Below are 15,210 nucleotides of genomic sequence, written 5' to 3' on the forward strand. Positions count from 1 at the left end.
GCTAACAGCTAACAGCTAACAGCTAACAGCTAACAGCTAACAGCTAACAGCTAACAGCTAACAGCTAACAGCTAACAGCTAACTGCTAATGCAATCCCGCAATCCGATCATCTTCTAAAATCGCTTCCGTTTCTACGTTTACTTTTTCTAAAATGTCTTTTAAATCATCTTCTGATGACATAATTTTATCCGTCAACATGTTCAAAATAGCCTTGTCTTGAGCTCTACCTCTTAACATCGCTTGTCTGTAACCAATGTTTTCATTAAAGGTAATCAAACTATATTTTGATGAATATTGATTTGGGAATTCTTTTTCTAAAGCCATTTCAATTTTTCGTTTTTCTTGAAATATTGGATTCGCAACATGACCTTTCATTTCATGGAAATTGTCAATAGCTAAATCGGCAATGGCATCTGTATCTTTCTTTCTGTTTTTCTCGTAAGCTTCAAATGTAGCTTCCCAATTGTCAAGATTTTGGTCTAGTACTTTATCAAATTCAACCACATCTTCAAATGAGGCATTCATGCCTTGACCATAAAATGGCACAATGGCATGTGCTGAATCCCCCATTAATAAGGTGTTGCCTTTATAATGCCAAGGGGAACATTTTACGGTTCCTAAAGCGGCTGTTGGATTTTCGAAAAAATCATCTACCAAATTAGGCATGATTTCTAAAGCATCTGGGAATTCTTTTTGGAAGAATTCTGTGACGATTTCTGGTGTGGTTAAATTATTAAAATTGTATTCGCCTTCGTTGTAACTTAAAAATAAAGTGACTGTAAAGCTACCGTCTAAATTTGGTAAAGCAATAAGCATAAAGCTACTTCTTGGCCAAATGTGTAACGCGTTTTTATAGGTTTTGTAACCACCATCTTCTTTTGGTAAAAAGGTTAATTCCTTATAACCGTGACTTAAATACTCTTGGGAAAAACTGAATAGGAATTTATTACTTAAATAATAGCTTTTTCGTAATGCTGAGCCAGCTCCATCTGTGGCGATAATACAATCTGCATCTTCAATAAACTCTTCTTTAGAATTGTAATCTTGAAATAAGGCTGTGGTTTTTTCGAAATCTACAGAGTTACATTTCTTGTTGAAATGAATGGTGACATTGTCGTGCTTTTCGGCTTCAGTTAAAAGTAAACCGTTGAGTTCACCTCTAGAAATTGAATTGATATATTTATAATCTCTTCCGCTGTAATTAGATAAAAACGTATTGCCTTCTTTATCGTGAATCATTCTGCCATTCATAGGAATACATAATGCTTTCACTTTATCTTCAATACCAACGAGTTTCATGGCTTTGTTTCCACGATCCGAAAATGCTAAATTGATGGAGCGACCGGCAGATATGTCTGTGGTTCTTAGATCTGGACGCATTTCGTACACAGTGACGTTATAGCCTCTTTGCCCTAGTCTTAATGCTAATAGGCTTCCGCAAAGTCCTGCCCCGATGATTAGTATGTTTTCTTGTTTCTTCATAGTATTCTGTCTGGTCGAGCGCAGTCGAGACCTAATTTGACCTCTCGACTGCGTTCGAGGTGACATTTAGTTTTTATTCAAAATAACTTTCATTTTTTCAACCATCAAATAAACATCTTCAAATGAATTATACAGTGGTACAGGTGCGCATCTTATAACATCTGGTTCTCTCCAATCGCTAATGACTCCGGCTTCGGTTAATTTATCGTGTAATGATTTATCAGCCTTTAAAACTTGAATGGAGAGTTGGCAACCACGCTCATCAGGATTTTCTGGTGTGATAATTCTTATGGTGTCTTCTCCTAAGTCTTTCAGTAAATAGTCGAAATAACCCGTTAGTTTTTTTGATTTTTTAATGATCTTATCAATACCAACTTCATTAAACATATCTAAAGACGCTTTAATCGCAGCCATTGATAAAATTGGAGGATTGCTCAATTGCCAGCCTTCGGCACCAGGTAACACATCAAATTCATGTCGCATATTAAAACGTGTGTCTTTGTTGTGGCTCCACCAACCTGTAAATCGGTTGAGGTCTTTGTCGTAAGCATGTCGCTCATGGACGAAACATCCCGACAAACTTCCTGGTCCAGAATTCATGTATTTGTAAGTACACCAAACGGCAAAATCGGCTCCAGAATTATGTAAGTCTAAATTAACGTTTCCTGCACCATGTGCACAATCAAATCCGACTTTACAACCATAACTGTGACCAAGGCTTGTAATACGTTTAAAGTCGAAAAACTGACCCGTGTAATAATTGACACCACCAATCATTATCAGTGCAATCTCGTTACCGTGTGTTTTTAGTATAGCTTCTAAATCTTCATAATTTAGTAATTCTTCACCTTCTCTTGGTTTCCAGAGAATTAAACCTTCTTTGTCATCATAGCCATGATGTCTTAATTGCGATTCTACAGCATATTTATCAGAAGGAAAGGCATCACTTTCTATGAGAATTTTATAACGTTCCTTAGTTGGTTTGTAAAAAGACGCCATCATAAAATGCAAATTAGCCGTTAAAGAGTTCATGGTGACCACTTCAATTGGTTTTGCTCCAACCAGTTTTGCTGTTGCTTCAGCTAAAAATTCATGATAAGGTAACCAAGGATTTTTAGCGTCAGTATGACCTTCTACACCAAGGTTTGCCCAATCTTCTAATTCTTGATTGATATAAGACTTTGTTGATTTTGGCTGGAGACCTAAAGAGTTGCCACAAAGGTAAATAAGTTCATTTCCGTGTTTGTCTTTTGGGATATGAAATTGTGTTCTATACTGGGATAATTCGTCTAAGGCGTCTTGTTTTTTTGCGTAGTCAAGACCTAGTTGGTAGTTGGACAATTTGAAAGGTTTTTCGGTTTGTAACAAAAATAGCATAATTATATGATATTTCAGGTAATCGATTAATGTAGAAAGTACTAGGGAATTAAAAAGAATTAAATAGTTTTGTGCATCTTTTTTTGGCTAAATTTAGAGTCAACAATTATTTTGTATATGCTAAAAAAACTTTGGTTGTCCTATCGCCAATGGTATATTAAGTATAGCGGTTTTTCTAATGAAAAAGAAACAGATGATTTATCATATCTTAGAGATAAATTGTTTGTTTCAATTTTAATATTAACACTTGCTTTAAGCTTATTGTCTTATATCCCAAGTGCAGGTATGGCTGTTGTGTTAGATAAATGGTTTGTTTTTGTTATAGATACCGTAGCTGTTTTAGTTATGTTGTTTTTGGTTTTTAACAAACGCATGCGTTTCACCACAAAGAAAACTATATTTTCTGTCAATTTATTTGTGTTGTCTTTTGCTTTAATTATTGATTTAGGGCTTAATGGTAGTGGCACAATTTTACTCTTTATGCTAAGTGTTTTAATAACACTTTATAGTGGAAAAAAAGCTGGTGTTAATTCTGTTATAGTATCTGCAATATTTTATGGGATTGTATTATTCATTGATTATGCTAAGTGGATAGATATTCGGTTTTTTACAGAGTCTCCAATAGAGGTATTGTTTGTGGTTTTTATTAATAATGTGCTTTTTGGTTTACTTACTGTTCTTTCAGTTTCGTTTTTAATAGATCGTCTGCACAATGCGTTGTTAAAGGAGAATGATTTACAAGAAGAGCTTCTTGAGAAACATAAAAATGTGGTTATTGCAAAAGAGCGCGCAGAGCAATCTGATCAGTTAAAATCTGCGTTTTTGACCAATATGAGTCATGAGATTAGAACACCAATGTATGGCATTTTAGGTAGTGCTGAACTTCTAAAAGGATACCATGAAGACGATGATGAGTACCAAGAATATGTTAAGGTAATTGAAGGTAGTGGTAATGAGTTGTTAGATGTTATTACAGATATTTTAAATATATCTAAAATTGAAACCGGACTTATGACAGTTAAAACATCGTTGTTTAAGGTTAACGCCAGTATAGAGGCTATTTATAAAGCGTTTTTGCCGATAGCGGAATTAAAAAAGGTTCAGTTTACTTTAACTAACTTCATTTCCGAAAAAGATCTTCAAATAAATTCGGATAACGAAAAGCTTACTGCTGTATTAAATCATTTAATTGAAAATGCGTTGAAGTATACGTCAAAAGGAGATAGTATTTTACTTAGTTGTAGTTTAGATCGTAATACTTCTCAATTGAATTTTTACGTAAAAGATACAGGTGTTGGTATTCCAGCAGATAAAATAGAAACTATTTTTATTCCTTTTTATCAGGTTGATGTTGCTAATAAACAAGCGCTTCATGGTTCTGGTATTGGACTTTCTATATCAAAAGCATATGTTGAGATGCTGGGAGGAGATTTAATGCTGGAGAGTGAAATCAGTGTAGGCACTGCCTTCAGTTTTTCTATAGCTATGGATATGAAAAACACTTAGCCTGCTTAATTAATGATTTTATAAGTATTCTGCTGAAAAAAAAGCACTTCAATATAAAAATTGAAGTGCTTTAAATATATATAGGCGCCCTAAGGCGGAAAATGTAAGCTATGCATTTTAAGTTAAAACTTAGAACACGAATCTTACATTATAGGTAGCAAAAGTACAGTCTTATTTCTGATCATCCAAAGTAATACTGATATCAGTGAAATACAAATTCCAGTTGCCACCTTCTTGCTTATGATCTGTCGCTATTTTAATACCGTTGTAATCTTTGTAGTTTTCAAAAGTTGTAGTTAACGATGGTTCTGCTGAATTTCCTTTTCTGTAAACCCACTCTCTTATAATGAATTGCTCATCATAAAAAATATCATAAGCATCGCCTGGCGTGTAACCGCCTTCATCAGAATAGGTAAGTGTTATCCTGTTTAATTCTGCCTTGCTAATTGGAGCTTGTGCTTTTGTTGGTTCAGAAATTGTAGCAGAGGTATCCCATACCAATTGAAAAGGAACCAAAAGCCAGAATTTATCATTAATAAAACCTCTGTCATTGGCCATTTGTGTACTATCCATATCACTTCTTGAATATCTTTTTTCTCCATATAAAGATTCAAAAAGCACTTCGTCCGTTTTAGGATACCAAGACCAAGATCTTCCTTTTCCATTTCTAGTATCGGTATCTACTTGAAAGGTGAATTTGACTTCAGACACATTTTTCCATTGTTCAAAACCATGGGCGTTTGCAATTTTTTCAGCTATTGATAATTCTTTTGTCTCGACTTTTAAGCTTGTTTGTTTTGGCTCAGATTTGCAGCTAGAAACAAGTAGCAGACAGATGAGACCTAGATATAATGATTTCATATTAAAAAAGATATAGTAAATTACACGCTAAATTAATCAACCATGAATGACAACGCTAATTATTTTGAAGTTAATAAAGCCACTTGGAACAAAAAAGTAGCCATCCATGCTCAAAGTGAAATGTATAATATCGATGCTTTTAAAAAGGGAAAATCGTCATTGATGTCTTATGAGTTGAACGCTTTAGGAAATGTAAAAGGGAAATCAGTGTTGCATTTGCAATGTCATTTTGGTCAAGATACGTTGAGTTGGAGTCGGATGGGAGCAAAGTGTACAGGTGTAGATTTGAGTGATGAAGGTGTGAAATTGGCAAAGGAATTAAACACCGAATTACAACTCGATGCAGAATTTGTGTGCTGTAATGTTTTAGAGACCTCTAAACATATTTCTGAGACGTTTGATATTGTATTTACGAGTTACGGAACTATTGGTTGGTTGCCAGATTTAAAACCTTGGGCTAAAATGATTGCTGAACGCTTAAAGGTTGGTGGAACATTTTACATTGTAGAATTTCATCCTATTGCATGGATGTTTGATTATGTAGATGGGCAACCAAAAATGACATATCATTACAGTCAAGACGAAGTGATTTATGACGAATATGAAGGGACTTATGCTAACCAAGATTCAAAAATGGTAAGTAAAGAGTATGGTTGGAATCATGGCTTAAGCGAAGTTGTTAATTCACTTATTGAAGCAGGATTGCAAATTGATTATCTTAAAGAGCATGATGAAAGTCCCTATGATGTATTTCCAGATTTAATAAAAACGGAATCTGGGATGTATAAGATGAAAAATCAATTATTTCCTATGATTTTTGAAATTAAGGCTACCAAAAAGAAGCCTTTTAATTCCTAAAAGGGAAAAATCGTGTGCTCTGAGTTTGACCTGCAAGGTTTTCAAAACCTTGTAGGTCTGCTTTAGTAAACTAAATGCATTAATGAAACATTGAAGGCCTAGCAGGTTTGACTAATCTAGCAGGTCTATTCTAATTTTAAAATCAATCAAATCAATTTTGAAAACATTAAAACTCATATTCTTTTTAATAACGGTAAATTTTTGTAATTCCCAATCACTTAAAGGTATTGTAAAAGACGCTTTATCAGGTGAAGTCATAACATACGCAAATATCGTATTAAAGAATGGGAAAGGCACATACTCAGATGAATTTGGAAGTTTTAAGTTGCCTATCAAAAATATTGACACGGATACTTTAAAAGTTTCAACAATAGGGTATGAGTCTCAATTTATACCCGTCAATTTGTTTAAAGATCATTTAATTTATAACGTTTTGCTAGCGCCTAAAACAGAAGGTTTAGATGAGGTTCTTATTTCTAGTAAAAAATTAAAATATGGTAAAAAGGAAATTTTAGGGGAGCAGCGCGAGGGCAATCAGAGTGTGACGTCTTTAATTGGATATGAAACCGCAGTTTTAATTGATAATCCTAAAAACAAAACAGGAAAAGTAAATGGGGTTTATATCAACCTAAAAAAGAGAAATGATGCCGAATATATTGCCACTTTTAATGTGAAATTTTATCAGTTTGATTCTATTGCAAATGCACCAGGGGAATTAATGTATAATGAAAATATATACGTTCAACCTAAAAATAAAAAATACAGATTATGGGTTAATGTTGAAGGTTTTGGTATTCTGTTTCCTAAAAATGGAATATGTGTCGGTATAGAAATGGTTAATACACATGGAACAGTAAAAAAGTACGCTTATTTTGGTCCCATGTACAGGTATACATTTACAGAGGATAAGACGTTACAGACGTGGTCTAATTATCATAACTCAGGTTGGAGAGACGGATCTATTGAGTATAAAAATCCTAAACGCACTAAAGTGGGAGTTTTAAATCCAATGATAGGTGTTGAGGTTGAGTATATTTTGGAATAGGATTTTTAAAATATTTTAAGACCTGTCAGGTTTTCAAAACCTGACAGGTCTTTTTAGCATTAATGCTTTCCACCGTCTTTAAGCAACTCAGGAAACTTAGCTTTAAATTTATTTAACCTCGGAATAGATACGTTTCTTATATAACCTTGATTAGGATGTAAGCGTTCATAATTTTGGTGATAATCTTCAGCAATCCAAAATTTTTGAAACGGATAAACCTCGGCTGCTATCGTAGCATCTAATTCTTTTGCTAAAGCCGCTTTTTTATCTTCTATGATTTTCTTTTGTTCATCATTTTGATAAAATATAATAGAACGATATTGAGAACCATGATCTGGTCCTTGTCCATTAGCTTGTGTTGGGTCTTGTGATCCAAAATAGACATCAACTAAAGTTGCAAAACTTACCACTTCAGGATCATAAATAATTTCTACAGCTTCTGCGTGTCCGGTTCTACCAGTATTACTCGCTTCGTAAGTTGGGTTTTTTGTATGTCCGCCAGCATAGCCAGATATGGATTCTTCAACACCTTTTACGCTTTCATAAACGGCTTCAACACACCAAAAACACCCACTCGCAAAATAGGCTTTTGCTTTTCCATCTTTTAGTGGTACAACTACAGGTTCTGCATCGATGACTGCTTTTTGTTTAGAGTTTGTCTGTGCTTGATTGTGACAACTGAACAGTATGGTAATCGCTAAAATGCTTAGTAACTTTTTCATATTTTAATTTTTCTTTATTTAAGTAGTCGTATAAAGTTACATTTCCTTAAATATAATAGTTTTAAAATTATATTAAAAGAAAAATGATTAGACCTGTTTAAACAAGAAAAGCCTTTGCGATTGCAAAGGCTTAGGTATTTTATGTAGTGAATGTTTACTTGCTAAGTTTAGCAAATAATTTATTCATTTTTATTTTCTCTTCTTCAGCTAATGCAGCATCAACTAAGATACGTCCACTATGCTCATCAGTAATTACTTTCTTACGAGAAGCAATTTCTACTTGTACTTGTGGAGGAATTGTAAAGAAAGAACCTCCAGATGCACCACGTTCAATAGCAACAACAGCTAAACCATTTTTAACGTTGTTTCTAATTCTTTGGTAAGCATTAACTAAACGCTCGTCAATCTTCTTCTTAAAGTCTTCAGACTTACTATTCAGTGCGTCTTCTTCTTTTTCAGTTTCCTTCAAAATTTCATTAAGCTCTCCTTTTTTGTGCTTTAAATGCGCAGTACGGTCTTTTAAACGATCTTTAGTTTCAGAAATAACTTCTTTTTTCTGCTCTATCTGAACTTTAAATTCTTTAATGTGCTTTTCAGCTAATTGAATCTCTAATTCCTGAAATTCAATTTCTTTAGTCAGTGAGTTGTATTCTCTGTTATTTCTAACATTTTTCTGCTGCTCACTATATTTTTTAATTAAAGTCTTAGCTTCTTCGATTAAGTTTTTCTTAGATTTAATCTCATCATCAATAATAGTTAGGCTATCATTTAGCTTTTCCATTCTTAAGTTAAGTCCTTCAACCTCGTCTTCTAAATCTCTAACTTCTAAAGGAAGTTCTCCTCTGACATTTCTTATTTCGTCTACTCTAGAGTCAATTAATTGTAAATCATATAGTGCTCTTAACCGCTCTTCAACAGAAACTTCAGCTTTTTTTGCCATAATTATAGATACTTTATCGGATTTGTATTTGTCTTTGATAAAATGATTGCAAAATTAGTGATTTTTTTCGAGAGATAGTCTACTAAAAATGATTTTGTGAACTGCTCGCTTTCATAATGTCCAATATCGGCCAATACAATTGTGTTTTCTGCACTAAAAAAATCATGGTATTTAAGGTCTGCCGTGATTAAAAGATCAGCATTGGCCGCTTTTGCTGCCGAAATAGCAAAACTGCCAGAACCGCCTAAAACAGCAATGCGCTTTATAGGTTTATTTAAAGATTTTGAATGTCTTATACATTCCGTATTCATTTTGTTTTTTATAAAATTTAGACAATCTTCGGTTTCCATAGCATTTTTTAGCTCTCCAACCATGCCAACACCTATATGTTGATTGGTGTTTTCTAAGGTTGTAACCTCATAAGCAACCTCTTCATAGGGATGTACTTCAAAAAGCGTTTTTAATACTTTGGATTCTAAATGTTTTTTGAATGTTACTGAAATTGCCATTTCCTTTTCTGTATGTAACTCACCTTTTTTTCCAATAACAGGATTAGAATTTTCATTTCCTAAATATGTGCCTTCTCCTTCAATATTAAAACTGCACGATTCGTAATTGCCAATACTTCCAGCCCCAACATTAAATAAAGCAGTTCTTAAAGCCTCTGCATTTGCTTTTGGGACATAGGTTTGTAGTTTTTTTATAGTGCCCGATTGCGGAATTAAGATTTTTTTGTTTGTTAATCCTAATCGATCGCATATAATTGAATTAACGCCTTGAAGTGCATTGTCTAGTGCGGTATGAATAGAAAATATGGCGATATTATGTTGAATAGCTTTTATGACGACGCGTTCTACATACGTTTGACCAGTTAGTTTTTTTAAACCCGAAAATATAATAGGATGGAAGCTTACTATAAGATTGCAATTGTTTTCAATGGCCTCATCTACGACTGCTTCGAGCGTATCTAATGTAACAAGAATACCAGAAACGTTTTCATTTTTATCTCCAACAAGAAGTCCTACGTTATCAAAATCTTCGGCATAAGCTAACGGAGCTAAGTTGTGCAAGTGATTAATTACGTCTTGTATGATCATAAGTGTATATTTGTTTCAAAAATAATATAATTTAGTCGTCGTGAAACATCAATCCTCTATTTTGCCTTTAAAACACTATGGTTATTGTGATGTTCCATGTGGCAAAAATATGCTATAAATAAAAACACATGAAGTTTATCCGCATCATATTGTTTCCTATTGTACCGTTTTATTATCTAATCACTTGGTTACGAAATTGGTTGTTTAATGTTGGTTATAAATCGTCTAAATCTTATGACTTTCCGGTGATTTGCGTGGGAAACCTCAGTACGGGTGGAACAGGTAAAACTCCAATGATTGAGTATTTAATTCGACTTTTAAAAGACGACAATTCACTAGCTACATTAAGTAGAGGTTATAAACGTAAAACAGAAGGCTTTGTTTTAGCAAATGACAACGCTAGTGCAGATACTATTGGTGACGAGCCTTTTCAGTTTTATAGAAAATTTAGTGGTATTACTGTTGCAGTTGATGCAGACAGACAAGATGGTATTTCTAAACTTAGATACTTAAATCCGAAACCCGAAGTTATATTGTTAGATGATGCTTTTCAACATAGAAAAGTAAAAGCAGGTTTTAATATCCTTTTAACGGCATATAATAATCTTTATTACAAAGATATCGTTTTGCCAACAGGTAATTTAAGAGAGCCAAGATCTGGTGCTAAACGAGCAGATTTAATTGTAGTTACTAAATGTAGAAAGGATATTTCGGAAACAGAGAAGGAGATCATTGCTTCGAAGTTAAATATTAAAAACCACCAACAGTTGTTTTTTAGTTATGTGGATTATGCCTCAGAAGTGCTATCAGAATTAGATTCTAAAGAGTTAAGTAAACTGCCTAAATTTACATTGGTCACAGGAATAGCGAATGCGAAACCTTTAGTTGATTTTTTAGCTGAAAAAGGCTTGAAATTTGATCATCTAGAATTTAGTGATCATTATGATTTTAGAGCGTCTGATATCGCAAATTTAGAATCAAAAGGGTTAATTATTACAACGGAAAAGGATTATGTGCGATTACGTAGTTATAGCAGTTTGGAAGAAAAATTATATTACTTACCTATTGAAATAAAAATAGATAAAGCAGCGCAATTTAATGCTGCTGTTAGAGGTTTTGTTAACTAAAGAAGCTAGATATTATTTTTTCTCCAGAAAGTGCTGCGTGCAATTTGTCTTCGAAATCTTCTTGTTTAAATGGTTTTGAAATAATATCATCAAAACCAGCATCACCAAACTCGTGCATTTTGTCTTCTAAAGTCACAGCTGTTAGTGCAAATATGGTAAGCTCTTTATCAAATGTTCTAATGATTTTTGTAGCTTCTAATCCGCTAATACCTGGCATATGAATATCCATTAAAACAACATCGTATGTCACTTCTTTAACTTTTTCTACTGCTGCTTCTCCATTATCAACGACATCACAATATAGATTCATTTTATTTAGAATCTTTTTAGTAATCATTTGATTGATTTTGTTGTCTTCTACAATGAGAATCTTAACGTTACTTAAATCCAATCCTTCCATCTTATTAACTTTTATAACTTCTACTACCTCGAGTTTGTCTGCATTTTTATCATATTCTAAAGGAATTTCAAAAAAGAATGTTGTGCCTTTACCTAGCTCACTTTTTAAGTAGATTTTTCCTTTAAGAATCTGAATTAGTCCTTTTACAATAGATAAACCTAAACCAGTTCCGCCATATTTTCTGTTGATCTGCACAGAGCCTTGAGAGAAACTCTCAAACATGTGATCTTGTTTTTCTTTTGTAATACCAATACCATTATCTTCAATTTCGAACCGAAGATTGTATATATTGTCTTTTAGATCAATTTTGTACGCTCTCACCCAGATGTCACCATCTTTTGTGAATTTAATAGCATTTCCAAGTAGATTAATTAAGATTTGGGAAATCTTTAATTGGTCACCAACAAATGTTTCAGGCAACCCCTTTTCGTACTCAAAATGAATTTGAGTATCCTGATCTTTAGCTGAATTACTAAGTGCTGAGATTACGTTTTCTAATTTATTTTTAAGGTTGAAATGTTCAGGGTCAATTTCAACTTTATTGGCTTCAATTTTATTAATTTGAAGAATATCATTAATAAACGTTAATAGATATTCTCCTGAGAATTTTAAGGATTTCAAATGCGGAATTTGATGATCTAAAGGTTCTTCATCCAATAACATATTGGTAAGTCCTGTTACAGCATACAATGGTGTACGTAACTCATGGGTAACTGTAGACAAGAAATTAGCTTTCGTTTTAGAGGCTAATTCTGCTTTTTCTTTTGCAACAATAAGCTCATCATTTTTTTTATGAAGCATCGTGTTGGTATTCAGTCTTATGTTATTGTTTTTGTATAATGATAATGTTAATAATGATAAGATTGTAATTAATGCAATACTTAGTATGGTTGTAATCCTGGTAAATGCACTATCCGCTTTTACTTCATCAATTTGTGCTTTTAGCTGTGCGTTTTTAGCATCATTATAATTACTAATATTTTGACCAGATATTCCTGGCACTAAGTTTTCTCGCTTAATGTTTAATATTGAGTCTGATAAATGAATGTGCTTTTTAATATAGTAATGAGAATTTTTGTAATCCTCGTTTTTTTCATGAATATCACTTAGCGTTAAATAAGCCTCATTTATATTCTCTATATTTTTTAGTGATTGTGCTATGGCTAAACCTTCTTCGGTTTGAGATAGTGCCATTTTTGGATTTTTTAGTGCGCAATAAACTTTTCCGCTTTGAATTAATGCACTACTTAGTCGACGATTTTGATCGTATTTTTTAGCTATAATTATCGTTTTTTCAAGCTGAGTTTTAGCTTCTTCGTAACGTTTTAGTAAGATGAAAACCTTGGCTTCGTTAAGTGTGACTTCAGAAGTGTATTCTTCTAAATTTTCTTGTTCAAAGAGATTTTTTGCGGAAATGAAATATTCTAATGCATTTTCATACTCTTCTTCGGTACTATGGATAACACCTTTAATATTATAAGTTATGGCAAGATTACCATAATCATTGTTATCTCTTTGAAGTTGAATGGCTTTATTAATAGAAATATTAGCTTGGTCTTTCTCGTTAACTAAAAACTGGACTTTAGCAATTTTGGTGTGAATTTTACCTTGACTAGACTTGTTATCAATTTTTTCTGCAATAGCTAATGCTTTGTCTAAGTTGTCTTTAGCGTTATAGTAATTGCCGCGATCATTGTCTAATGTAGCTTGGTCTAAACGATTTTGAAGTCGTAACACGAGTATGTCTTCATCTTCTACGTCGTCTTGTTGTGAGAAAATTACACTACAAAAACATGTAAAAAAAACAAATATGTAGTATTTAATCTGGGACATTAAGCTCAGTTTGATTTGAGCAAATATAATTATTTATTCGATAAAAGTGATTATTTGTCGGTTAAATTGCAGATTAAATCCAGAATTCTTGAACTATAACCAGTCTCATTATCATACCACCCTACTATTTTTACCATATTACCTATTACAGAAGTCATCTGTGCATCAAAGATACAAGAGTGCGGATTACCAACAATATCGATAGATACAATAGGGTCTTCAGTGTATTCTAAGATGCCTTTTAACTTATTATTTGCCGCGTTTTTAAAGATTTCGTTAACCTCTTTTATCGACGTAGGTTTGTTAACATTTATGGTTATATCGGTCAGAGAACCGTTTGCAACAGGTACTCTAATGCCACAGCCTCCAATAACATCGGATAACTCTGGAAAAATTTTAGTCAAAGCTTTTGCAGCTCCTGTAGTTGTTGGCACAATAGATTGTCCCGCAGCTCGCGCGCGCCTTAAATCTTTATGAGGCTGATCGTGTAAACTTTGATCTGTAGTGTAAGAATGTATTGTCGTTATATAGGCTTGCTTTATACCCAAATGCTCCTTTATTAAGGAAATCATTGGTGCAGCATTATTAGTTGTGCAAGACGCATTAGATAAAATGGTTTCTGTGCCATCTATGCTATGGTCGTTTACGCCTAAAACAATTGTTTTAATATCATCTTCAAGAGCAGGAACCGATAAAATAACACGTTTAGCTCCATTTGTAATATGATGCTGTAGTTCTGCCTTTGTTTTAAATTTCCCTGTGGATTCTATAACAAAGTCAGGTTGAACTTTTGACCAGTCTAACGTTTCTGGATGCGACTCTCTATAGAGTGGAATTGAAATGCCATTTACAATAATATGCTCGTCATCAAATGAAACTGGCGCTTTTAAAACCCCATGAATACTATCATATTTTAATAAATGACTTAGGGTTCTTGTATCAGCCAAATCATTTACACCAACGACTTGTATTTGTGGATGCTCCATGGCAAGCCTAAAAACACGACGACCAATTCTGCCAAAACCGTTGATGGCGATAGTAATCATTAATTAATATGTTTTTGAGCTTTATAAGAAGATCTTACTAACGCGCTACTTTCTACATGTCTAAAACCTAATTCTAATCCAATTTCTTCATACTCTTTAAATTGATCTGGATTAATAAATTGTTTTACAGGTAAGTGCTTTTTACTTGGTTGTAAATATTGACCAATCGTAACAACATCAACGTCATGGTCTCTGAGATCGTGAAGTGTTTGAATTACTTCTTCGCGCTCTTCTCCTAAACCTAACATAATACCAGATTTAGTTCTGCGTTGTCCTTGTGATTTTAAATATTTTAGAACCCCAAGACTACGGTCGTATTTTGCTTGTATTCTAACCTCTCGAGTTAAACGTCTAACAGTTTCAATATTATGAGAAACGACTTCTGGAGCCACATCTATAATACGATCAATGTGTTTTTCTATGCCTTGAAAATCAGGGATAAGTGTTTCTAACGTGGTGTCCGGATTCATACGGCGTACTGCTTTTACCGTTTCTCCCCACATAATACTTCCCATATCTTTAAGGTCGTCTCGATCTACACTTGTTAAAACCGCATGCTTAATTTGCATTAGTTTTATAGAACGGGCTACTTTTTCTGGTTCATCCCAATCAACCGTTTCTGGTCGTCCGGTTTTTACTCCACAAAAGCCACAAGAACGTGTACACACGTTTCCTAAAATCATAAAGGTAGCTGTGCCTTCTCCCCAACATTCTCCCATGTTTGGGCAACTTCCAGAGGTACAAATAGTATTTAGTTTATACTTGTCTACTAAAGTTCTAAGTTCTGTGTATTTTTTACCTGTAGGTAATTTTACTCTTAACCATTTAGGCTTTCGTTGTGGTAAAATATTTGAAGCAACTTTCGTTTCCATGCCATTATAAATTTCAAGAAACAAAGATACAAAGTAAATAATT

At 33.5% G+C, this 15,210-nt stretch carries 13 protein-coding genes; 4 read left to right on the top strand and 9 right to left on the bottom strand.

Annotated elements, in window-relative coordinates; translation table 11 throughout:
• Positions 1 to 85: 85 nt before the first annotated feature.
• Both HM984_RS15970 and kynU read right to left on the bottom strand, forming a co-directional pair.
• Positions 86 to 1,483, bottom strand: coding sequence for an FAD-dependent oxidoreductase (locus HM984_RS15970; protein WP_179349893.1), 1,398 nt, complete (start codon positions 1,481 to 1,483; stop codon positions 86 to 88).
• Between the two features lie 66 nt (positions 1,484 to 1,549).
• Positions 1,550 to 2,824, bottom strand: coding sequence for a kynureninase (kynU, locus tag HM984_RS15975; RefSeq protein WP_179349894.1), 1,275 nt, complete (start codon positions 2,822 to 2,824; stop codon positions 1,550 to 1,552).
• Between the two features lie 153 nt (positions 2,825 to 2,977).
• Here kynU and HM984_RS15980 point away from each other — a divergent pair, with 153 nt between their 5' ends.
• Positions 2,978 to 4,366 (top strand): sensor histidine kinase, encoded by a 1,389-nt coding sequence (locus HM984_RS15980; protein ID WP_179349895.1) that lies wholly within the window; start codon positions 2,978 to 2,980, stop codon positions 4,364 to 4,366.
• Positions 4,367 to 4,537: 171 nt separating this feature from the next.
• Here the strand turns inward: HM984_RS15980 and HM984_RS15985 are convergent, their stop codons facing one another.
• Complete coding sequence (locus tag HM984_RS15985; protein WP_179349896.1) at positions 4,538 to 5,227, bottom strand: hypothetical protein; 690 nt, start codon at positions 5,225 to 5,227, stop codon at positions 4,538 to 4,540.
• A gap of 42 nt (positions 5,228 to 5,269) precedes the next feature.
• Between HM984_RS15985 and HM984_RS15990 the strand changes: the two genes are divergently transcribed.
• A complete protein-coding gene (locus HM984_RS15990) occupies positions 5,270 to 6,085 on the top strand; it encodes a class I SAM-dependent methyltransferase (protein ID WP_179349897.1) in 816 nt (271 codons plus the stop codon).
• Positions 6,086 to 6,242: 157 nt separating this feature from the next.
• On the top strand, positions 6,243 to 7,130 hold the full coding sequence (locus tag HM984_RS15995; RefSeq protein WP_179349898.1) for a carboxypeptidase-like regulatory domain-containing protein: 888 nt from the start codon (positions 6,243 to 6,245) through the stop codon (positions 7,128 to 7,130).
• 59 nt (positions 7,131 to 7,189) lie between these two features.
• On the opposite strand, the gene msrA is transcribed toward HM984_RS15995, so the two are convergent.
• The 3 genes from msrA to HM984_RS16010 all read right to left on the bottom strand — a co-directional run bounded on the left by msrA (position 7,190) and on the right by HM984_RS16010 (position 9,889).
• Positions 7,190 to 7,852, bottom strand: coding sequence for a peptide-methionine (S)-S-oxide reductase MsrA (gene msrA, locus HM984_RS16000; protein ID WP_115807715.1), 663 nt, complete (start codon positions 7,850 to 7,852; stop codon positions 7,190 to 7,192).
• Positions 7,853 to 8,006: 154 nt separating this feature from the next.
• Entirely contained in the window at positions 8,007 to 8,792 is a 786-nt protein-coding gene (locus HM984_RS16005; RefSeq protein WP_179349899.1) for a zinc ribbon domain-containing protein, read from the bottom strand.
• 2 nt (positions 8,793 to 8,794) lie between these two features.
• Positions 8,795 to 9,889: a Nif3-like dinuclear metal center hexameric protein gene (locus tag HM984_RS16010; protein ID WP_179349900.1), complete on the bottom strand. Its 1,095-nt coding sequence runs from the start codon at positions 9,887 to 9,889 to the stop codon at positions 8,795 to 8,797.
• A gap of 128 nt (positions 9,890 to 10,017) precedes the next feature.
• On the opposite strand from HM984_RS16010, the gene lpxK reads away from it, so the two are divergent.
• Positions 10,018 to 11,016, top strand: a complete 999-nt coding sequence (gene lpxK / locus HM984_RS16015; RefSeq protein WP_179349901.1) for a tetraacyldisaccharide 4'-kinase — start codon at positions 10,018 to 10,020, stop codon at positions 11,014 to 11,016.
• On the opposite strand, the gene HM984_RS16020 is transcribed toward lpxK, so the two are convergent.
• From HM984_RS16020 to lipA, 3 genes are read right to left on the bottom strand one after another with little or no spacing between them, the layout of a single operon-like run.
• Positions 11,009 to 13,249 carry an ATP-binding protein gene (locus tag HM984_RS16020; protein ID WP_179349902.1) on the bottom strand — a complete coding sequence of 747 codons (2,241 nt, stop codon included), beginning with the start codon at positions 13,247 to 13,249 and terminating at the stop codon, positions 11,009 to 11,011. The two genes, lpxK and HM984_RS16020, sit on opposite strands and share 8 nt — an antisense overlap.
• 50 nt (positions 13,250 to 13,299) lie before the next feature.
• Complete coding sequence (gap, locus tag HM984_RS16025) at positions 13,300 to 14,295, bottom strand: type I glyceraldehyde-3-phosphate dehydrogenase (protein WP_179349903.1); 996 nt, start codon at positions 14,293 to 14,295, stop codon at positions 13,300 to 13,302.
• Positions 14,295 to 15,167 (bottom strand): lipoyl synthase, encoded by an 873-nt coding sequence (gene lipA / locus HM984_RS16030; RefSeq protein ID WP_115807709.1) that lies wholly within the window; start codon positions 15,165 to 15,167, stop codon positions 14,295 to 14,297. The genes gap and lipA overlap by 1 nt, the downstream gene beginning before the upstream one ends.
• Positions 15,168 to 15,210: the final 43 nt, after the last annotated feature.

It is taken from the genome of Winogradskyella pacifica (genome assembly GCF_013403915.1).
GTDB classification, from domain to species: domain Bacteria; phylum Bacteroidota; class Bacteroidia; order Flavobacteriales; family Flavobacteriaceae; genus Winogradskyella; species Winogradskyella pacifica.